Annotated in this window: 20 protein-coding genes and 1 tRNA gene; 13 read left to right on the forward strand and 8 right to left on the reverse strand. The window is 62.5% G+C overall.

Annotation, left to right across the window (positions count from 1 at the left end; translation table 11 throughout):
- Positions 1-8 precede the first annotated feature (8 nt).
- Positions 9-2,153: a 3-hydroxyacyl-CoA dehydrogenase NAD-binding domain-containing protein gene (locus tag H0I86_RS09090; RefSeq protein WP_180924765.1), complete on the forward strand. Its 2,145-nt coding sequence runs from the start codon at positions 9-11 to the stop codon at positions 2,151-2,153.
- Between the two features lie 104 nt (positions 2,154-2,257).
- Positions 2,258-2,986 (forward strand): amidotransferase, encoded by a 729-nt coding sequence (locus H0I86_RS09095; RefSeq protein ID WP_180924766.1) that lies wholly within the window; start codon positions 2,258-2,260, stop codon positions 2,984-2,986.
- 78 nt (positions 2,987-3,064) lie between these two features.
- On the opposite strand, the gene H0I86_RS09100 is transcribed toward H0I86_RS09095, so the two are convergent.
- From H0I86_RS09100 to H0I86_RS09110, 3 genes are all read right to left on the reverse strand, one after another.
- A complete protein-coding gene (locus H0I86_RS09100; RefSeq protein WP_124319972.1) occupies positions 3,065-4,036 on the reverse strand; it encodes a magnesium and cobalt transport protein CorA in 972 nt (323 codons plus the stop codon).
- Positions 4,037-4,167: 131 nt separating this feature from the next.
- Entirely contained in the window at positions 4,168-4,890 is a 723-nt protein-coding gene (locus tag H0I86_RS09105; protein WP_180924767.1) for a 1-acylglycerol-3-phosphate O-acyltransferase, read from the reverse strand.
- 214 nt (positions 4,891-5,104) lie between these two features.
- Complete coding sequence (locus tag H0I86_RS09110; RefSeq protein ID WP_180924768.1) at positions 5,105-5,794, reverse strand: crotonase/enoyl-CoA hydratase family protein; 690 nt, start codon at positions 5,792-5,794, stop codon at positions 5,105-5,107.
- Between the two features lie 318 nt (positions 5,795-6,112).
- On the opposite strand from H0I86_RS09110, the gene H0I86_RS09115 reads away from it, so the two are divergent.
- The 9 genes from H0I86_RS09115 (at position 6,113) to H0I86_RS09155 (ending at position 10,242) form a co-directional block, all read left to right on the forward strand.
- Positions 6,113-6,202: transfer RNA gene (locus tag H0I86_RS09115), tRNA-Ser, on the forward strand.
- A 323-nt stretch (positions 6,203-6,525) separates the two neighbouring features.
- Positions 6,526-6,810: a hypothetical protein gene (locus H0I86_RS09120; protein WP_180924769.1), complete on the forward strand. Its 285-nt coding sequence runs from the start codon at positions 6,526-6,528 to the stop codon at positions 6,808-6,810.
- 42 nt (positions 6,811-6,852) lie between these two features.
- Positions 6,853-7,320 (forward strand): cupin domain-containing protein, encoded by a 468-nt coding sequence (locus H0I86_RS09125; protein WP_232006531.1) that lies wholly within the window; start codon positions 6,853-6,855, stop codon positions 7,318-7,320.
- Between the two features lie 224 nt (positions 7,321-7,544).
- On the forward strand, positions 7,545-7,733 hold the full coding sequence (locus H0I86_RS09130) for a hypothetical protein (protein ID WP_038580788.1): 189 nt from the start codon (positions 7,545-7,547) through the stop codon (positions 7,731-7,733).
- A 347-nt stretch (positions 7,734-8,080) separates the two neighbouring features.
- Positions 8,081-8,494: a hypothetical protein gene (locus H0I86_RS09135; RefSeq protein ID WP_124319978.1), complete on the forward strand. Its 414-nt coding sequence runs from the start codon at positions 8,081-8,083 to the stop codon at positions 8,492-8,494.
- Between the two features lie 113 nt (positions 8,495-8,607).
- On the forward strand, positions 8,608-8,766 hold the full coding sequence (locus H0I86_RS09140) for a hypothetical protein (RefSeq protein ID WP_180924770.1): 159 nt from the start codon (positions 8,608-8,610) through the stop codon (positions 8,764-8,766).
- Between the two features lie 42 nt (positions 8,767-8,808).
- On the forward strand, positions 8,809-8,997 hold the full coding sequence (locus H0I86_RS09145) for a hypothetical protein (protein ID WP_180924771.1): 189 nt from the start codon (positions 8,809-8,811) through the stop codon (positions 8,995-8,997).
- Entirely contained in the window at positions 8,994-9,356 is a 363-nt protein-coding gene (locus H0I86_RS09150; RefSeq protein ID WP_180924772.1) for a hypothetical protein, read from the forward strand. Before H0I86_RS09145 ends, H0I86_RS09150 begins: the two co-directional genes overlap by 4 nt.
- 190 nt (positions 9,357-9,546) lie before the next feature.
- Entirely contained in the window at positions 9,547-10,242 is a 696-nt protein-coding gene (locus H0I86_RS09155) for an HAD-IA family hydrolase (RefSeq protein ID WP_180924773.1), read from the forward strand.
- A gap of 160 nt (positions 10,243-10,402) precedes the next feature.
- On the opposite strand, the gene H0I86_RS09160 is transcribed toward H0I86_RS09155, so the two are convergent.
- Positions 10,403-11,149, reverse strand: coding sequence for a 3-oxoacyl-ACP reductase family protein (locus H0I86_RS09160; protein ID WP_180924774.1), 747 nt, complete (start codon positions 11,147-11,149; stop codon positions 10,403-10,405).
- 125 nt (positions 11,150-11,274) lie between these two features.
- Between H0I86_RS09160 and H0I86_RS09165 the strand changes: the two genes are divergently transcribed.
- Positions 11,275-12,198 (forward strand): LysR family transcriptional regulator, encoded by a 924-nt coding sequence (locus H0I86_RS09165; RefSeq protein WP_180924775.1) that lies wholly within the window; start codon positions 11,275-11,277, stop codon positions 12,196-12,198.
- Between the two features lie 57 nt (positions 12,199-12,255).
- Here H0I86_RS09165 and H0I86_RS09170 read toward each other — a convergent pair whose 3' ends face one another.
- The 3 genes from H0I86_RS09170 to H0I86_RS09180 all read right to left on the reverse strand — a co-directional run bounded on the left by H0I86_RS09170 (position 12,256) and on the right by H0I86_RS09180 (position 15,829).
- Positions 12,256-12,984 (reverse strand): aspartate/glutamate racemase family protein, encoded by a 729-nt coding sequence (locus H0I86_RS09170; protein WP_180924776.1) that lies wholly within the window; start codon positions 12,982-12,984, stop codon positions 12,256-12,258.
- A gap of 55 nt (positions 12,985-13,039) precedes the next feature.
- A complete protein-coding gene (locus H0I86_RS09175; RefSeq protein WP_180924777.1) occupies positions 13,040-14,569 on the reverse strand; it encodes an NCS1 family nucleobase:cation symporter-1 in 1,530 nt (509 codons plus the stop codon).
- A 525-nt stretch (positions 14,570-15,094) separates the two neighbouring features.
- On the reverse strand, positions 15,095-15,829 hold the full coding sequence (locus H0I86_RS09180; RefSeq protein WP_016704990.1) for a phosphoadenylyl-sulfate reductase: 735 nt from the start codon (positions 15,827-15,829) through the stop codon (positions 15,095-15,097).
- 169 nt (positions 15,830-15,998) lie between these two features.
- Here H0I86_RS09180 and thrH point away from each other — a divergent pair, with 169 nt between their 5' ends.
- Positions 15,999-16,616, forward strand: coding sequence for a bifunctional phosphoserine phosphatase/homoserine phosphotransferase ThrH (gene thrH, locus H0I86_RS09185; RefSeq protein WP_180924778.1), 618 nt, complete (start codon positions 15,999-16,001; stop codon positions 16,614-16,616).
- Positions 16,617-16,715: 99 nt separating this feature from the next.
- Here the strand turns inward: thrH and pabB are convergent, their stop codons facing one another.
- Positions 16,716-18,059 (reverse strand): aminodeoxychorismate synthase component I, encoded by a 1,344-nt coding sequence (pabB, locus tag H0I86_RS09190; RefSeq protein ID WP_180925809.1) that lies wholly within the window; start codon positions 18,057-18,059, stop codon positions 16,716-16,718.
- Positions 18,060-18,166: the final 107 nt, after the last annotated feature.

Genomic DNA, 18,166 nt, shown 5'->3' on the forward strand with positions numbered 1-18,166 from the left:
ACACTTTCATGACCGAAGCTATCCGTTACGAAAAGGGCCAGGACCAGATCGTCGTTCTGACCATCGACATGCCGGGCCAGAGCGCCAACACCATGAACGCGGTGTACCGCGAGGCCATGGCCGCCTGCGTGGCCCGCCTGCAAGCCGAGCAGGAATCGATTGCCGGGGTGATCGTCACTTCGGCGAAAAAGACTTTCTTCGCCGGCGGCGACCTCAATGAGTTGATCAAGGTCGGCAAGACCGAAGCCCAGGCTTTCTATGACATGGTGCTGACCCTCAAGGGCCAGCTGCGGGCCCTGGAGACCCTGGGCAAGCCCGTGGTAGCGGCGATCAACGGCGCGGCCCTGGGCGGTGGCTGGGAGATCTGCCTGGCCTGCCATCACCGGGTGGCGCTGGACGACCCATCGCTACAGATCGGCCTGCCGGAAGTGACCCTCGGCCTGCTGCCGGGTGGCGGCGGGGTGGTGCGCATGGTGCGTTTGCTGGGGTTGGAAAAAGCCCTGCCGTATCTGCTGGAGGGCAAGAAGGTTCGACCGCAGCAGGCGCTGCAAGCGGGCCTGATCGACCAACTGGCCAGCGACCGCGACGACCTGCTGGCCAAGGCCAGGGCGTGGATTGTCGCCAACCCGGCGGTCAAGCAGCGCTGGGACGTGGCCGGCTACCAGATTCCCGGGGGCACGCCGTCGCACCCGAAAGTCGCGCAGATGCTGGCCATCGCACCGTCGATCCTGCGCAGCAAGACCCAGGGTTGCCTGCCGGCGCCGGAGAAGATCCTCTGTGCGGCAGTGGAGGGCGCCCAGGTCGATTTCGATACCGCGCAGTTGATCGAAGCCCGCTATTTCACCGAGCTGACCACCGGCCAGGTGGCGAAAAACATGATCGGCACCTTCTGGTTCCAGCTCAACGAGATCAATGCCGGTGGCTCCCGTCCCCAAGGCTTTGCGCCCTATGTGACCAGGAAGGTCGGGGTGCTCGGTGCCGGGATGATGGGGGCCGGGATCGCTTACGTCAGCGCCGTGGCTGGCATTGAAGTGGTGCTCAAGGACATCAACCTGGCGGCGGCCGAGAAGGGCAAGGCCCATTCGGCGGCGCTGCTGGAGAAGAAGGTCGCCCGTGGCCATTTGAGCGCCGAGCAGCGTGACGCCACGCTGGCGCGAATCCGCACCACCGAGCAGGACAACGACCTGGCCGGTTGCGACCTGATCATCGAGGCGGTGTTCGAGGATCGCGAGCTCAAGGCCAGGGTCTCGGCGGTGGCGCAGCAGGTGGTGGGGGCGCAGGCGGTGATCGCGTCCAACACCTCCACTCTGCCGATCAGCGGCCTGGCCAAGGCGGTGCCTGATCAAGGCAAGTTCATCGGCCTGCATTTCTTCAGCCCGGTGGAAAAAATGCCCCTGGTGGAAATCATCAGGGGCGAGCAGACCAGCGACGAAACCCTGGCGCGCGGTTTCGACTTCGTCCAGCAGATCAAGAAGACCCCGATCGTGGTCAACGACAGCCGCGGCTTTTTCACTTCGCGGGTGTTCGGCACCTTCACCAACGAAGGCATCGCCATGCTCGGCGAGGGCGTGGCCGCGCCGATGATCGAGACCGAGGCACGCAAGGCGGGGATGCCGATCGGCCCGCTGGCGATCTGCGACGAGGTTTCCCTGAGCCTGCTGAGCCATATCCGCCAACAGACCGCCAAGGATCTGCAGGCCGAGGGCAAGCCGCTGCTGGAGCATCCGGCCTTTGCCGTGATCGACCTGCTGCTCAATGAATACAAGCGCCCAGGCAAGGCGGCGGGTGGCGGTTTCTACGACTACCCGGCCGGGGGGCAGAAGCACTTGTGGCCGCAGCTGAAAACCCGCTTCGAGAAAGCCGATGGGCAGATTTCGCCGCAGGACGTGCGCGATCGGCTGTTGTTCGTGCAGGCCATCGAAACCGTGCGTTGTGTGGAGGAGGGCGTGTTGCGTTCGACGGCCGATGCCAATATCGGCTCGATCTTCGGTATCGGCTTCGCGGCCTGGACCGGCGGGGCCTTGCAGTTCATCAACCAGTACGGCCTGAAGGACTTTATCGCCCGTGCCCAGTACCTGGCCGAGCAATATGGCGAGCGTTTCGCGCCGCCGGCGCTGCTGTTGGAGAAGGCCGCCAAGGGCCAGTTGTTCTGAGGCTGAAGGGATTAAAGTGATGCATCGCGGGGCTTGCCTTGATCGGGCGTTTCAAGGCAGGCTCTGGGGTGTTCATTATTCCCATCACGTGTCAGGTATTTTTTATGTCGCTACGCATCTGCATTCTGGAAACCGACATCCTGCGTCCAGAATTGGTCGATCAATATCAGGGTTACGGACAGATGTTTCAGCGCCTGTTTTCACAGCAGCCGATCGCTGCCGAATTTACCGTCTACAACGTGATGCAAGGCCACTACCCGAGCGACGACCAAAGCTTCGACGCTTACCTGGTCACGGGGAGCAAGGCCGACTCCTTCGGTACCGATCCCTGGATTCAAACTCTCAAGACTTACCTGCTGGAGCGTTATAAGCGCGGCGACAAACTGCTGGGCGTCTGTTTTGGCCATCAGTTGCTGGCGTTGCTGCTGGGCGGCAAGAGCGAACGCGCGACCCAGGGCTGGGGCGTGGGCACCCACAACTACAAGCTGGCGGCCAAGGCGCCGTGGATGAGCCCGGTGGTGGAAGAGCTGACACTGCTGATCAGCCACCAGGACCAGGTGACGGCCTTACCGGAAAACGCCACGGTCATCGCTTCCAGCGATTTCTGCCCGTTCGCGGCCTATCACATCAATGACCAGGTGCTGTGCTTCCAGGGCCACCCGGAGTTCATCCACGACTATTCGCGGGCCTTGCTGGACCTGCGCCAGCAGCACCTGGGCGAGCAGGTCTATCAAAAGGGCATCGCCAGCCTGGACCGGGATCATCACGGCAGCACCGTTGCCGAGTGGATGATGCGTTTTGTGGCGCACAAGCCGCAGGCCGGATCGGTTTGAATCCATAGGCATCGCCAGCCGGCTCGCTTCTACAAAGGCCTCAAGGCCCTTGTAGGAGCGTCCTGCCTGGCTCCGCTGTCAGAGCCATCCCGAGCGCTTGAAGCTCGCCCACAACCCGGTACAGCCCAGTACCAGGAACGCCAGCACGCCGAAGTAGCCGTAGTGCAGCTTCAGCTCGGGCATGTTGTCGAAGTTCATTCCGTAGATCCCGGCCACCGCGGTCGGGAACGCCAGGATCGCCGCCCAGGCGGCGAACTTGCGTTGCACCACGCTTTGTCGCGAGGCCTCCAGCAGCACGCCGATCTCGATGGTCTGGCTGGCGATGTCGCGCAGGGTCGCCAGGTCTTCCATCTGCCGGGTGACGTGGATCTGCACGTCGCGAAAGTACGGGCGCATGTTCTTGTCGATAAAGGGGAAGCTGAGCTTCTGCAGTTCTTCGCTGATCTCCACCATGGGCGCCACATAGCGGCGCAGGCGCAGCACATCGCGGCGCAGGCTGTGAAGGTGCTGGATATCCCGCTCGTTGAGCGAGCTGCACAACACGCTGTGCTCCAGCGCGTCGATCTCGGCATGGATCGCTTCGCTGACCGGCTGGTAGTTCTCGGTGACGAAATCCAGCAGCGCGTAGAGCACGAAGTCTTCGCCATGCTCGAGCAGCAACGGCCGTGCTTCGCAGCGTTGGCGGACGAATGCATAGGATTTGGAATGGCCGTTGCGGGCGGTGATGATGTAGCCGTTGCCGGCAAAGATGTGGGTTTCGATGAACTCCAGCTTGCCGTTTTCGCGCACGGGGGAGTAGGTGACGATAAACAGCGCGTCGCCGAAGGTTTCGAGTTTCGGACGGCTGTGTTTTTCCAGAGCGTCCTCGATGGCCAGCTCGTGCAGGTTGAACTGGCGTTGCAGATTGGCCAGTTCCTGGGCGTTGGGTTCTTCGAGGCCGATCCAGACGAAGTGCCCGGGTTTGGCGGCCCAGGCTGCCCCTTCGTCGAGGGTGATATCAGTGACTTTTCTACCTGCGCTGTAGACAGCGGCGGCAACAACTCTACCCATGGTTCCTGTTCGCTTCTTCTTATCGAAATGAGGAGTGAGACTCCGTGCAGCTTAGCCCCATGACTGATCAGAGTCAGCCTGGTGGGTGGAGTTCGCCGGCAATAAAAAAGCCCGCACGCGGCGGGCTGTTTTCAGGCGGTCTGTAGCTGGCGGTCCATCGACTCGATGCACTCGCGCATCTGTTCGCGGCATTGCTCGATCAGCCTCGGCATGTCGTCCATGCTCAGCCCGGCGGTGGGAATCGCCGGCAGCGAACGGATCAGAATCCTGCCGCTGTGCCAGCGGTTGAGGCGCATGTGGCGGATGTAGCTGCTGGCGCACACCGGGACGATCGGCACGCCGGCGGCGATGGCCATCTGGAAGGCGCCTTTCTTGAACGGCAGCAGGTCTTCGCCGAGGTTGCGGGTACCTTCCGGGAACACCCAGATCGAGGTGTCCTTGTGTTGCAGGGTATGAGTGGTGGTCAGCATCGAGCGACGCGCCTTGTGCGCGTTGGCGCGGTCGATCAGCACGTTGCCCGCCAGCCAGAACAGCTGGCCGAACAGCGGCACCCATTTCAGGCTCTTTTTGCCGATGCACACGGTGCGCTGGGGCACCACGTTGCCGAACACGAACAGGTCGTAGTTGGACTGATGGTTGGCGATGATCACGCAGCTCTTGGGCTTGTCCATCAGCGGCCCGACTTCGGCCTTGACCCGCAGGCGCAAAATGCACATGGCAGGCAAGGCATACAGGCGCGCGCACAGGCGGCTGTTATCCGGGTTGAACGGACGGCACAGCCCCAGCACCACGCCGAGAATCCCCGCTGCAATAAAATGCAGGCCCATCAATAACATACGAAACAGATACAGCATCTACAGGCCCACCGGGGACAAAAGGTGGCGCAGTGTACGGATGTGCACTGTTTTCGGCAATTACCTGTATAGAAGGGGAAGATGGCCGATGTTTAAGCGCATGTTTCCGACTCTTTGCTCAGCGGCGAGCTAGAGCATCGCGCCGGTCTTTCTCGCGCTCGGGCATAAAAAAGCCCGACGCGCAGGTCGGGCTGGTGTGCGGCAGGAACGGGCCTCAGCCCAGGTGTTCCTGATCGAGGATGATCGCGTTGTCCAGGGTTTCCAGCAGCGCCTTGCGCACTTTCAGCTTGGTGTTCTTGTGGGCGGTCATGTTGATCTTCTTCAGTTGGCGCGCGGCGGCCAGGGCGGCGCCTTGCAGCTCTTCGGCGCTCACCACCTTGTCGAGGAAGCCGGCATCCACCGCGCCTTGCGGGTCGAACATCTCGCCATTGATCACCGAGCGGTGCAGCGCGGATTTGCTTAGACGGTCACGGGCCAGCTCGATGCCGGCGTGGTGCATGGTCATGCCGATCTGCACTTCGTTCAGGCCGATGCTGAACGGGCCTTCGACGCCGATGCGGTAATCCGTCGACAGCAGCAGGAACGCGCCCTTGGCCACGGCGTGCCCAGGGCAGGCGACGATGACGGGGAAGGGGTGCGACAGCAGGCGGCGGGCCAGGGTCGAACCCGAAGTCACCAGGCTCACGGCTTCCTTGGGGCCGGCGGTCATCACTTTCAGGTCGTAGCCACCCGACAGAATGCCGGGCTGCCCGGTGATGATCACCACCGCGCGATCGGTGATGGCCTGGTCCAGCGCGGCATTGAAGGCGGCAATCACGTCCGGGGAAATGGCATTGACCTTGCCGTTGCTCAAGGTCAGGGTCGCGATACCGTCTTCGAGGTGGTAAGAAATCAACTCACTCATGACGCAATTCCTTGTATTGAAGTGGGGCAGACGTTACCCACGGTCACAGGTCAGGTAAAGCGCTGTGACTGACTGGTGAGTCAGCCCTTTCTGGCCTGACAAGCGTAGCCGGCCGCCTGGGGCGCGTATCAGCTCTGCTATATAGCTGCCCGTCAGGCCAGAGATTGGCCGGTTTGCCATGACGCTGATGTCGTCGAAGTGCCGGAATCCAGAGAAATGTCTTAAGCGCATGAAAATTCTGAAAAAAACCTTTGCCATCAGAAAAGCTTTCGACTACATTAGCGCGCCTCGACAGACTGAATCGGTTTGCCGAGACACGGTTGGGTGTCCGAGTGGCTTAAGGAGCACGCCTGGAAAGTGTGTATACAGGAAACTGTATCGAGGGTTCGAATCCCTCCTCAACCGCCATATTCGATCGACGCAAAACCCCTGATTTCCTCGAGAAGTCAGGGGTTTTGTGCTTTTCGGGTCCTGCTTGTCGCAGCCGTTGGCGAGCGGTTTCTTTGCTGAACGCCGTTTCCCCGCAGCGGTCAAAATCATTACGAGTTCGCAACAGCCAAGGCTGCTCCAGCGAGGTATCGATCACGCTGGATACCTGAGTGGTCTTTGGCTTTGTTACCCCTGCGAAGCCTGGCGGTCCGGTCACCTTGAAGGTGAGGTTTTCCGCCGATATCAGGCGGGCACCAGCGTGCGGTTTTCTGTGCCCGGTACTGGCTACGAGGAGACGCGCAATGGTCATTCACTTCAAGGTCGCCGGGCATCTGGCCTGCGGCCACAAGGGTTCCAATCTCATGTCCAGCACCGAGCCGGCGCGGGTCAAATGCCGCAGTTGCCGCAATACCGAGGTGTTCAAGGAAGCCCGCAAGAATCAGCGCAATGCGGCACGTCGAGCGGCGCGCAAGGCGAAGGCTGTGCACACGGCAAGCGATTGGCGTGCAGCCTGGACCCAACGGCTGACGGCCATGGCCGGGTTGCAGCGCCTGCCTCGGGGCTTCGATGGGCAGCCTTACGTTTAGCGTTTGTCCCGGGTACCCCACGCTTTCAGGTCTAGAATGGTCATGCGCATCGAGTGGGGCGATGCTGGCGGTCTGCGGGCGTGGGGCGATGTTGCCGGCGTCGGCAGGCTTTGCAGCTACTCAATCGAGGGCACGATCATGTCCACGCACGAACAGGTCACCGAGCATAAATCCTTCTCCGAACCGGATGAGACCCGCGAGTTTTCCAATGGCAAGGCAGAGATCCTGAAGATCGGTCAATGCGAAGTGGGGCGCTTCACTTTCAAACCGGGCTGGCGCTGGTCGAACGATATCCGGCCGCTGGCGCAGACCCCCAGTTGCCAGGCACCACACTTTCAGTATCACGTGGCCGGCAGGCTGGCGATCCTGATGGATGACGGCACCGAAATCATCGCCGGACCGGGCGATATCACCTCCCTGCCTAAAGGTCATGACGCCTGGGTAGTGGGGGATGAAACCGTGGTAGTGGTCGACTGGTTCGGGGCCAGCAACTACGCTCGTAAGGTCTAGGCGAAACACAGTCGCAAAGGAGCTGATGCAGGCCATCAGCTCCTTTTTCGGCGACGATTCGCTCTCTTGGACGAAGAGCTCCGGCTTGGGCCATTCGTCGGTCTTTTTTCCTGTGAACTGCAAGTCCGTAAATGACCGTCTAGTCTGAAGCGCCGTGACGGTCGATATTTTCTAGGCAGTCAGGTGCTTGCCGGTATTGACCGGTTGTTGGAGGGAGCAGGGAGATGAGCGATCCTTATATCGAGGACAACGGGGATGAGTTCCCAATCAACAACCTGGTGCGCTGCGGTCAGGCAGCGTTTGACAGCGAGCCACCGATCAAGGCATCGGTAGGCAAGACCAGGACCAGTGCGTTACCCAGGGTGACCCAGACAAAGTTTTTCCCGAAAGCGGCGCTTCCTAAGAGAAGATAGCCTTCATACCGAACGACCCCGCTTCCGGGCGGGGTTTTTGTTACCTGAACAATGGGCCGCCACGGTCGATTTGAATGAAGTTGGACCTTTCGTCTTATTCGTTGCACAGGGTAGCGGGGTTTTCACAATTTATTCACAAACGACTGCGTAGGCTCGACTCATCCGTTAAAGCAAATCCTATTAGCCCGTCTCCCCAGCGGGCTTTTTTTTGCCTGGGTGAAAACTCTTTGCGCAAAAATGGTCCAACCCTTCGACTAAAAGGATCACAGCGTTCTGCTGTCGCCGCTCAGCTTTAGTCAGACACCGCTATAGAATGATTCTCCAGCATCTTTTTTGAGGTTTACATCATGCGTTTAACACTGCCTGCTCTGGTTTTGGGGCTTCTGGCTGCTCAAGGTGCGATGGCCGCCGGTGATGGCACTGCTGCGGTCGGCGGCGGTTTGGGTGGCGCGCTGGGCAATGTGGTGGGACAACAGATTGGCGGCAGCACAGGCGCGGCAGTGGGTGCTGGCCTTGGCGGCGCTGCCGGCAGTGCGGTCGGTGCCCGTAAAGGCAGTCGGACCGAAGCGGCCATCGGTGGCGGCCTGGGTTCGGCCGGCGGTTCGGTGATCGGCAACAAGCTGGGCGGCAAAACGGGCTCGACCATCGGCGCAGGCCTGGGTGGCGCGGCCGGTGGTGCCTTGGGCAGCAGCATGGGTGACGATGACCATCACTCCGGCGGCAGGAAGCACAAGAATAAACACAAGCACAAGCACGATTGATTCTGCTGCAGTGCGCAAAAAGCCCGGCCCCATACCGGGCTTTTTTATGGGAACGAATATTGCTCCAGCCCCTCGAATTCAATGATGGACACACTGTGTCGACGAGGTTTGCCATGACTCCGGAAACGGCTGACAAGAAAGAAGAAGATGCTTCGGGCGTGCCCCTGGTCAACGATCCGGGCAATGAAGACCCTGGCTCGCTGATGGATGACGCCCTGGTGCCACTGAGCGATGACGATGAGGCAGGCGAGTCGGAGGAAAAACACCCGTGAAGTCTGCTTCCTGCACGTCGGCGTGACCGGTGTGAGGTGCATATGAAGCATGATCCGAAACATATCGAGCGGGATGAAACGCCCGAATATCCGCTGCCGTCCCCCACGGATGCGCTGACTCCCGAGCAGATCCTCCCGGACGCCAACGCCGAGCAGGAGCTTTCTCGACCCGAGCCGCAGCGCAAGGCGGCCAGGGGCAAGCGTCGCCCCGCCCCGGGAGGCTTGTCGTGAGCCGGGCAAAACTGCTGAGCCTGGTGCTGGTCGCCCTGGTATCGATTTTCTGTTTCTCCAGCCTGGCAGAATCCGCTGACGGACGGGCTTCAACCCATCCTTCCGGGCGCTCTTTCGAGGGTGGCTCCGGCAACGATCTCATGCTGCGACCTGGGGCCCTGGGCGGGAATGGTGTAGGTGTCACGGACAGCCGTTCCCGGGCCGACAATCCGCGCGGTTCTTCCAGCCAGGGCGGCGGCATGGGTTCCACCGGGGTCAATGGTTCCATCATGGGCGGCGGCGGTGCCGGCGGCGGAACCGGCAGCGCGGGTGGCGGCACCGGCGGTCCGGGAGGCGGTAGCGGACGGGCGGGGCGCTAGTGGGCTTTGTTCATTCATGATGTCGAGACCATCGAGCCCGGCCTGTCCGGGCTTTCGTCTGCTTGCAAGCCGACCCGAGGTTGCTCCCCGTCATCCGCCGCGGCTATGCTGCTGAACCCTTTAATCGGGCAAAAAACTGGCCGTACCTGAGCCGCTCCCCGGGATGTTTTTTGTTAACGGATCAGATGCGATGAATGCACAGTTGAATGATGTGGGCCCGATCAAGGCCGTGATTTTCGATATGGACGGTTTGCTGCTGGACACCGAAGGCATCTACACCGAGGTGACCCAGCTGATCGCCGATCGTTACGGTCGCACCTTCGATTGGACGGTCAAGCAGAACATCATCGGCCGTGGCGCCGCGGACCTGGCCCGCTACGTGGTCGAAGCCCTGGATCTGCCGATCACCCCGGAGGAGTTCCTGCTGATTCGCGAGCCGCTGATGCGCGAGCGTTTTCCCCGCGCGCTGGCGATGCCGGGCGCACAGGAGCTGGTGCAACACCTCAAGGCCAATAACGTGCCGATCGCCGTGGGCACCAGTTCTTCGCGCCAGTCTTTCGCCCAGAAAACCACCTTGCACGGCGACTGGTTCGCGCTGTTCGACACCATAGTCACCGCCGACGACCCGGAAGTGGGCGCGGCCAAGCCGGCACCGGACATCTTCCTTACCGCCGCGCGGCGCCTGGGCGTCGCCCCCGAGGATTGCCTGGTGTTCGAGGATTCGCCCTTCGGTGTCACTGCGGCGAAGGCGGCGGGGATGACCGCGATCGCCATTCCCGATCCGGCGATGGCGGACGCCAAGTACGCCCATGCCGATGCCATTCTGCGTTCGCTGAAGGGGTTCCAGCCGGCGGCCTGTGGCTTGCCGCTGCTGCAATGGAGCTGAACCTGTAGCCGCTGCCGCAGGCTGCGATAAGCCCGACAGGGCTTTAGCGGTCTCAAGTGCCGCGCCTCCTGAGGAGTCGATCGCAGCCTGCGACGGCTCCTACAAAAAAACGCCGGGCCACCTGATGAAAGTGGCCCGGCGTTTTTCATGGGCGCAGGAATCAGGCGCTGAAGCCACCATCGATGCTCAGGCTGGCGCCGGTGATGTAACCCGCTTCCGGGCCTGCCAGGTAAGCCACGAAGCTGGCGATTTCTTCCGCGTGGCCGTAGCGCCCGATAGCCATCAGCGGGATCAGGCTTTCGGCGAAGTCGCCGTGGGCCGGGTTCATGTCGGTGTCGACCGGGCCGGGCTGCACATTGTTGATGGTGATGCCCCGTGGGCCGAGGTCGCGGGACAGGCCTTTGGTCAGGCCGACCAGGGCCGACTTGCTCATGGCATAGGTACCGCCGCCGGCAAAAGGCATGCGTTCGGCATTGGTGCTGCCGATGTTGATGATGCGCGAGCCTTCGCCCATGTGTCGGGCCGCTTCCTGGGTGGCGACGAACACGCTGCGGATGTTGATGGCCAGGGTCCGGTCGAAGTCTTCCAGCTTGAAGTCTTCCAGCGGGCCGACGGCCAGGACGCCGGCGTTGTTGACCAGGATGTCCAGGCGGCCAAAGGTTTCGACCGTGCTCTCGACCGCCTGGCGGATGGCCGCGGCATCGGCGCTGTCGGCGAGGATCGCCAAGGCCTTGCCGCCGGCCTGGGTGATGCTGTCCTGCAAGGCCTGGGCCTTGGCGGTGGAACTGACGTAGGTGAAGGCCACGGCGGCGCCTTCGGCTGACAGGCGTTGCACGATGGCGGCGCCGATGCCGCGGGAACCGCCTTGAACCAAGGCTACTTTGCCGCTGAGGGATTGGGTGGTCATGTCGTTCTCCAAAAGTCCAAGGCGGGCTGCCTTGTGGTTGGAGTCGAGTATCGACCTCGGATTAGGTGCTGTGTAGATAGGAATCGCTCTAGTCTGTATAAACCAGAAGTTTAGAGTGAGGCGCCATGGAAACCTTCAGCAGCATCGAATGCTTCGTGCGTAGCGCCGAAGTCGGCAGCTTTGCCGAAGCTGCGCGACGCTTGAGCCTGACCCCTGCGGCGGTGGGTAAAAGCGTGGCCAAGCTCGAGGCCCGGCTTGGAGTCAGGTTGTTTCAGCGCAGCACCCGCCGCCTGACCCTGACCGAAGCCGGCAAGCTGTTTCTCGATGAGGTCAGCGCCAGCCTGTACACCATCCAGAACGCCGTGGCCAACCTGGCCAGCGCCGAAGGGCGCCCGGCGGGTACCCTGAAAGTCAGCATGGGCACGGTGTTCGGGCGGCTGTACATAGTGCCCATGCTCGGCGAGTTCCTGCGGCGTTTTCCGGAGATCAGCCCGGACTGGCATTTCGATAATCGCCAGGTGGACCTGATCGGCCAGGGCTTCGACGCGGCGATCGGCGGCGGCTTCGAACTGCCTCAAGGGGTGGTGGCGCGACGGCTGAGCCCGGCTCATCGCATCCTGGTGGCCTCGCCGGAGTATCTGGCGCGCTGCGCGGCGGTCGAGCAGCCCGAGGATTTGCAGCATTGCGAAGGCATCCTGATCCGCTCGCCGCAGACCGGGCGGATACGTTCCTGGGCCCTGACCGGCCGCACCCGGCAGCAAAGCCCGCTGAACCTGAAGGCGCGGATGACCATGAGCGATTCGGAAGCGGCCTGCGCCAGCGCCGCCCAAGGCCTGGGGGTGGCGCTGGTGAGCATGCCGTTCGCCGTCGGTTATCTGAATGCCGGCACCCTGCAGCGGGTATTGCCGGACTGGTACGTCGACGACGGCAACATCTCGATCTACTACGCCGAACACAAACTCTTGCCGGGCAAGACCCGGGCTTTCGTCGACTTCGTGATCGAGCAGTTCGCCGAGCTGGGCCTGGAGCAGCGCTTCAGCGCGGTTTGAAGGTGCGCGCAAACCCGCGTCCCTCCAGGAGCGGGCTTGCTCGCGATCGGCGCTGGCTCAGCGCCCGAAACGCCCTGGCCAGCCGATGATGGTCTTCGGCCGCGGCGTGGCATAGGTGCGCACCTTGGAGGTGGACAGCCCCAGCCGTACCAGGGATTCGGCGATGGTCACCGCCGCGGTCACGCCGTCCACCACCGGCACGCCGGTGCGCTGGCGGATCTGCTCGTCCAGGCCGGCCATGCCGCCGCAGCCCAGGCAGATCACCTCCGCCTTGTCTTCGCTGACCGCCAGCTCGGCCTGGCGCACGATGGCTTCCACGGCGCGCGCCGGGTCCTCTTCCAGCTCCAGCACCGCCAGCCCGCTGGCGCGTACCGAAGCGCAACGCTCGTACAGGCCGGAGAGTTTCAGGCGATCCTCGATCAGCGGCACGGTGCGATCCAGGGTGGTCACCACCGAGTAGGCGTGGCCGAGGAACATCGCGGTGCTGGCGCCGGCGTCGGTGATGTCCACCACCGGCACATTGAGCAGCTCCTGCAGGCCTTCGCGACCGTGCTCGCCATAACCGGCCTGGATCACCGCGTCGTAGGGCTGGTCGTAGGACAGCACGCGGTCCATGACGGCGATGGCGGCCAGGTAGCTTTCGAAGTTGCCTTCGACGGAGTCGGCGCCGAAGTGTGGGGTCAGGCCGACGATTTCGGTGCCGGGCGCGGCCACGGCCTGGGCCTGACGCGCGATGGCCTGGGTGATGGAGTCGGTGGTGTTGACGTTGACCACGAGAATTCGCATGGGCTGTCCTTATCGGTGAGGCATTCGGGGCCCGCCGCACGCGGGCCGTTCAAGGTTAGTGGCAGACGTTATCGACTGCGATGGATTCGCCGCTGACATCCGCATAGTGCGGCTGGCGTTTGGCGATGATCAGGTACAGCAGGCCGGCAATGCCGGCGCCGATCAGCCAGGAGAAGGGCGAGATGCTGGCAAACCCCGGCACCAGGGCCAGGACAATGGCGATCAGCGCCGACGGAATGAACGCCGCCACCGCCCGCAGGTTGACCCCGCGGCTGTAGAAATAAGCGCCTTGCGGGTGCTCGCTGTACAGCTCGGGCACGTTGATCCGGCCTTTGCGCAGCAGCCAGTAGTCGACCATGATCACCCCGTACAGCGGCCCCAGCAGGGCGCCGAGCCCGGACAGGAAGTACACGATCACCAGCGGGCTGTTGTAGAGGTTCCACGGCAGGATCAGCACCGCGATAGTCGCGCTGATCAGCCCGGCGCGGCGGAAGGTCAGGTATTTCGGCGCCAGGTTGCTGAGCACGAAGGCCGGGGCGACGAAGTTGGCCATGATGTTCACCGCCACGGTGACGATCAGGAACGCCAGGCAGCCGAGTACCAGAAAGAAGGTATTGGGGATCGAGGCGATGATTTCGGTCGGGCTTTCGATGATCTTGCCGTTGATCTGGAACTGCGCGCCGCAGAGCAATACGGTGATGGCCGCGAACACCAGGATGTTCACCGGCAGCCCCCAGAAGTTGCCGACCTTGATGGTCCGGCGGCAGGGCGAGGAGCGGGCGAAGTCGCAGAAGTTGAGGATCAGCGTGCCGTAGATCGCCAGCCACAGCGCACCGCCGGCGAAGATCTGGCGCCACATCTCGCCACCGCTCAGCGGCTCGTGGATCGACCAGGCGATGCGGGCGTTGGCCTGGGTGAACATCCAGGCGGCGAGGGCAGCAACGGTCACCAGGATCACCGGGCCGGCGAAGGCCTCGTAGCGCCGGACCATTTCCATGCCGTAGGCGAGGATCGCCAGCTGGACCAGCCAGATCGCCACGAAACACACCCAGCCCAGGCTCGACAGGCCGAGGATCGAGTTGTGGTCGTAGTCGGCGAAGCCGGGATGGATGGCCGTGAGCAATACCCGGAACACCACCGAGGCCAGGTAGGTCTGGATGCCGAACCAGGCAATGGCGATCACCGCGCGGATCAGCGCCGGAATCTGCGCGCCATGGATGCCGAAGCTGATACGGCTGATCACCGGGAAGGGCACGCCGGTCTTCTGGCCCATATAGCCGGACAGGTTCATGAAGAAGTACACCAGCGCCGCGCCGATCCCCAGGGACAAGAGGATCTGCCAGCCGCCCAGGCCCAGGGCGTACAGGCCGATGGCGAAGGAGTAATTGGCGATGTTGTGTACGTCGTTGGTCCACAGGGCAAAGATGCTGTAGCCGCCCCAGCGCCGGCCTTCGACCTTGGTCGGCGCCAGGTCGCGGTTGTGCAGGCGTGGGCTGAGGTCGACCGTGGCGGCGGTGCCGGGGTCGAGGTTGGCGTGGGAGGAGGGCAAATCCAGTGCGATGTTGTTGGCAAGGCTTGTACGCATTCCGGCAGGCTCCTGATCGCGGACCAGCGCTGACTGTGCTTGAGCGCAAGGCTCGGCAGTCTTCGGCGCGGGTCCGGGAATCACTGGGTTCTGGGCATCTGCAGGCGGATTCGGGAACCCGGCTTGCGGATGTAAGTTGTATGTATTTTTTATTTAATTTGTATACAAGATGCGAGGCGACTTAAGCCACTTCCGTGCCAGAACCCAATCTAAGCAAATGGCCGATAATTTCGGTTTGTTCTTAATAATTTCTAAGTGACTGAAACTGCGAAACTATAAATTGACCGATTGAACAGGTATTTATTTTTCGTGGGGCGAGGTGTGAGAGACGCTGCCTGGCGATGCAGGGCGCGAGGTGTAACTTTTTGGGGCATTGAAGCAGAAAGTGCACACAAAAATGGCACCTGTAGTGACGCTTGTGTGTACAGAGTTGTCGCCGCTGTAGGAGCGAAGCTTGCTCGCGAGACGGCGTACCTGACACACCGCTTCGCTCCTACAGACCAGAGGAAAGAGGAATGGGGGGCTTTAGCCCTTGCTGATGATATTGCCGGCGTGCAGGCCGCATTCCTTCTGCGTGGCTTCTTCCCACCACCAGCGGCCTTCGCGCTCGTGCTGGTTCGGCAGCACCGGACGGGTGCAAGGCTCGCAGCCGATGCTGATGAAGCCGCGCTCGTGCAGGCTGTTGTACGGCAGCTCGAGCATGCGAATGTAACCCCAGATCTCTTCGCTGGTCATCTGCGCCAGCGGGTTGAACTTGTACAAGGTGCGTTCCGGGGTGGAGAAGGCGCTGTCGATCTCCAGCACCGCCACTTGGCTGCGGGTGCCCGGGCTCTGGTCGCGGCGCTGGCCGGTGGCCCAGGCGCTGACGGTGGACAGCTTGCGGCGCAGCGGTTCGATCTTGCGGATACCGCAGCACTCGCCGTGGCCGTCCTTGTAGAAGCTGAACAGGCCTTTCTCCTTGACGAAGGGGTCGAGCTTGGCGTGGTCCGGCGAAACCACCTCGATGTCGATCTTGTAGTGCTCGCGTACCTGCTCGATGAAACGATAGGTTTCCGGGTGCAGGCGACCGGTGTCGAGGCTGAAGACCTTGACGTTCTTGTTCAGCTTCCAGGCCATGTCCACCAGCACCACATCCTCGGCGCCACTGAAAGAGATCCACAGGTCATCGCCAAACTCGGCAAAGGCCAGCTTGAGAATGTCCTGGGCGGATTTTTGGGCATAGGTCGCGGCGAGTTCAGCGACATTGAACGATGGGCTCATCAGGGCGGTTTCCTACAGGTCGGTGGCGCTGAGCGCTCTAGATACAGGCGATGGTAACAAAATCCGCCCCCGGCTGGCGCGCTCCTTGCGTTGCGTGGGTTGGGGCGAATCGCTAGAGTTCGGCAGTCCTTTTGCTCGCTCGAATAACCAATACAAATGGGAGTGTCTCGTGGAAATTGCCTGTCTCGACCTGGAAGGTGTACTGGTCCCGGAAATCTGGATCGCCTTTGCCGAAAAAACCGGGATTGAATCCCTCAAGGCGACCACCCGGGATATCCCCGATTACGATGTGCTGATGAAGCAGCGCCTGCGGATTCTCGACGAGCACGGCCTGAAGCTCTCGGACATTCAGGAAGTGATCGCCACCCTCAAGCCGCTGGACGGCGCCATCGAGTTCGTCGACTGGCTGCGCGAGCGTTTCCAGGTGGTGATTCTGTCCGATACCTTCTATGAGTTTTCCCAGCCGCTGATGCGCCAGCTGGGCTTCCCCACGCTGCTGTGCCACCGCCTGGTCACCGACGACAGCGGCCGGGTGACCGGTTACCAGCTGCGCCAGAAAGACCCCAAGCGCCAGTCGGTGCTGGCCTTCAAGAGCCTGTACTACCGGGTGATCGCGGCAGGGGATTCGTACAACGACACCAGCATGCTCGGCGAGGCCGACGCCGGCATTCTGTTCCATGCCCCGGATAACGTGATTCGCGAGTTCCCGCAGTTCCCGGCGGTGCATAGCTTTGCCGAGTTGAAGCAGGAATTCCTCACGGCGTCGAACCGTGAGTTGAGCCTGTAGGTTCGCGGCGCAGCTATCGCGGGCAAGCCTCGCTCCTACAGGTCCGCGCCGTAACCCGTAGGAGCGAGCGGGCGGCGATCCGACTTTCCCGCGATACTTTTAAAGGCTCTGCAAGGTCTCCAGCAGCACCTTCACCTTGGTGATGGACTCCTGATACTCGGCCTGCCAGTCCGAGTCCGCGACAATCCCGCCACCGCCCCAGCAGCAGACCTGCCCGTCCTTGACCAGCAGGCTGCGGATGGCGATCGAACTGTCCATCTCGCCACGCACATCCAGGTACAGCAACGAACCGCAATACAGCCCGCGTCGAGTCGGCTCCAGTTCGTCGATGATCTGCATGGCGCGGATCTTCGGCGCGCCGGTGATCGAGCCGCCGGGGAAGCTGCCGGCGATCAGGTCCAGAGCGTCCTTGTCGTCCGCCAGCTCACCGGTGACGCTGCTCACCAGGTGATGCACGTTCGGGTAGCTTTCCAGGCTGAACAGCTCCGGCACCCGCACCGAGCCGATGCGGCAGGTGCGGCCCAGGTCGTTGCGCAGCAGGTCGACGATCATCAGGTTTTCCGCGCGGTCCTTGGGGCTGGCCAGCAGTTCGGCGGCGTTCGCCGCGTCTTCGGCGGCATCCTGGCTGCGTGGGCGGGTGCCCTTGATCGGTCGGGTTTCCACCTGGCGCTCACTGATCCGCACGAAGCGTTCCGGCGACAGGCTGAGTACCGCGCCACCTTCCGGCAGGCTCTGGAACCCGGAAAAAGGCGTCGGGCAGGCCGCGCGCAGTGCGCAGTAGGCGCTCCATGGATCGCCGACGCAGGGCGCGCGAAAGCGCTGGGCGAAGTTGACCTGATAGCAGTCGCCGGCCTGGATGTACGCCTGGATACGCTCGAACGCCTGTTGATACTGCGCGGCGCTGAGGTCGGGGCGCATCGGCCCGCTGAGCTTGAAGCTGCCGTCGGTGCTGGCTGGCGCCTGGCTGAACAGGGCGATCAGGCGCTGGCGTTCGGCGGCGGCAAGGGCCGGGTGGAACACCAGTTGGCTGGTGCACTGCTGATGGTCGCTGATCAGTACCCAGTCGTAGAGGCCGAAGCGCGCATCGGGCAGCTGCAGGTCGTCCAGGGCCTGGCTGGGCAAGCGTTCCAGGTGGCGTCCGAAGTCGTAGCTCAGGTAACCGATCAGCCCGCCGGCGAAGGGCAGTTGGTAAGGCGCGGGGATCGCCGCCTGGCCCAGTTGATCCAGGTTGAGCCGCAGGCGTTGCAGGAAATCTTCGCCGCTTTCGTCCTTGAGGACGGCCAGCTGGGTCCGTGGCCAGGCGCTGAGCAGGTCGTAGCGGCCGCGCTCGGCACTGGGCCGGCCGCTGTCGAGCAGGACGGCACCAGGGGCATGGCGGATCGCCGCGAAATACTCGGCGGGGTTGGGGCGATAGGGCAGCGGGTGTACGGAGCAGGTCGACATGCGGGGTGGATCAGCCATCGGAGGAGCGCGGCTGGCGATTGTAGTCCTCTCAAGGATTTGCTCCTAGTGGGGATGTCGGGGATTGCCCGGTTTACGACGCATCGCAC

Source organism: Pseudomonas chlororaphis subsp. aurantiaca, assembly GCF_013466605.1.
GTDB classification, from domain to species: domain Bacteria; phylum Pseudomonadota; class Gammaproteobacteria; order Pseudomonadales; family Pseudomonadaceae; genus Aquipseudomonas; species Aquipseudomonas chlororaphis_I.

Excerpts from the sequence above, each read along its gene's own strand:
- H0I86_RS09160 (WP_180924774.1), bottom strand. The coding sequence starts at position 11,149 with ATGACCACCCAATCCCTCAGCGGCAAAGTAGCCTTGGTTCAAGGCGGT.
- H0I86_RS09090 (WP_180924765.1), top strand. The coding sequence starts at position 9 with ATGACCGAAGCTATCCGTTACGAAAAGGGCCAGGACCAGATCGTCGTT.
- H0I86_RS09130 (WP_038580788.1), top strand. The coding sequence starts at position 7,545 with ATGAGCGATCCTTATATCGAGGACAACGGGGATGAGTTCCCAATCAAC.
- H0I86_RS09105 (WP_180924767.1), bottom strand. The coding sequence starts at position 4,890 with ATGCTGTATCTGTTTCGTATGTTATTGATGGGCCTGCATTTTATTGCA.
- H0I86_RS09180 (WP_016704990.1), bottom strand. The coding sequence starts at position 15,829 with ATGAGCCCATCGTTCAATGTCGCTGAACTCGCCGCGACCTATGCCCAA.
- H0I86_RS09100 (WP_124319972.1), bottom strand. The coding sequence starts at position 4,036 with ATGGGTAGAGTTGTTGCCGCCGCTGTCTACAGCGCAGGTAGAAAAGTC.
- H0I86_RS09135 (WP_124319978.1), top strand. The coding sequence starts at position 8,081 with ATGCGTTTAACACTGCCTGCTCTGGTTTTGGGGCTTCTGGCTGCTCAA.
- pabB (WP_180925809.1), bottom strand. The coding sequence starts at position 18,059 with ATGTCGACCTGCTCCGTACACCCGCTGCCCTATCGCCCCAACCCCGCC.
- H0I86_RS09170 (WP_180924776.1), bottom strand. The coding sequence starts at position 12,984 with ATGCGAATTCTCGTGGTCAACGTCAACACCACCGACTCCATCACCCAG.
- H0I86_RS09120 (WP_180924769.1), top strand. The coding sequence starts at position 6,526 with ATGGTCATTCACTTCAAGGTCGCCGGGCATCTGGCCTGCGGCCACAAG.
- H0I86_RS09095 (WP_180924766.1), top strand. The coding sequence starts at position 2,258 with ATGTCGCTACGCATCTGCATTCTGGAAACCGACATCCTGCGTCCAGAA.
- H0I86_RS09125 (WP_232006531.1), top strand. The coding sequence starts at position 6,853 with ATGCGCATCGAGTGGGGCGATGCTGGCGGTCTGCGGGCGTGGGGCGAT.
- H0I86_RS09165 (WP_180924775.1), top strand. The coding sequence starts at position 11,275 with ATGGAAACCTTCAGCAGCATCGAATGCTTCGTGCGTAGCGCCGAAGTC.
- H0I86_RS09140 (WP_180924770.1), top strand. The coding sequence starts at position 8,608 with ATGACTCCGGAAACGGCTGACAAGAAAGAAGAAGATGCTTCGGGCGTG.
- H0I86_RS09145 (WP_180924771.1), top strand. The coding sequence starts at position 8,809 with ATGAAGCATGATCCGAAACATATCGAGCGGGATGAAACGCCCGAATAT.
- H0I86_RS09110 (WP_180924768.1), bottom strand. The coding sequence starts at position 5,794 with ATGAGTGAGTTGATTTCTTACCACCTCGAAGACGGTATCGCGACCCTG.
- H0I86_RS09175 (WP_180924777.1), bottom strand. The coding sequence starts at position 14,569 with ATGCGTACAAGCCTTGCCAACAACATCGCACTGGATTTGCCCTCCTCC.
- H0I86_RS09155 (WP_180924773.1), top strand. The coding sequence starts at position 9,547 with ATGAATGCACAGTTGAATGATGTGGGCCCGATCAAGGCCGTGATTTTC.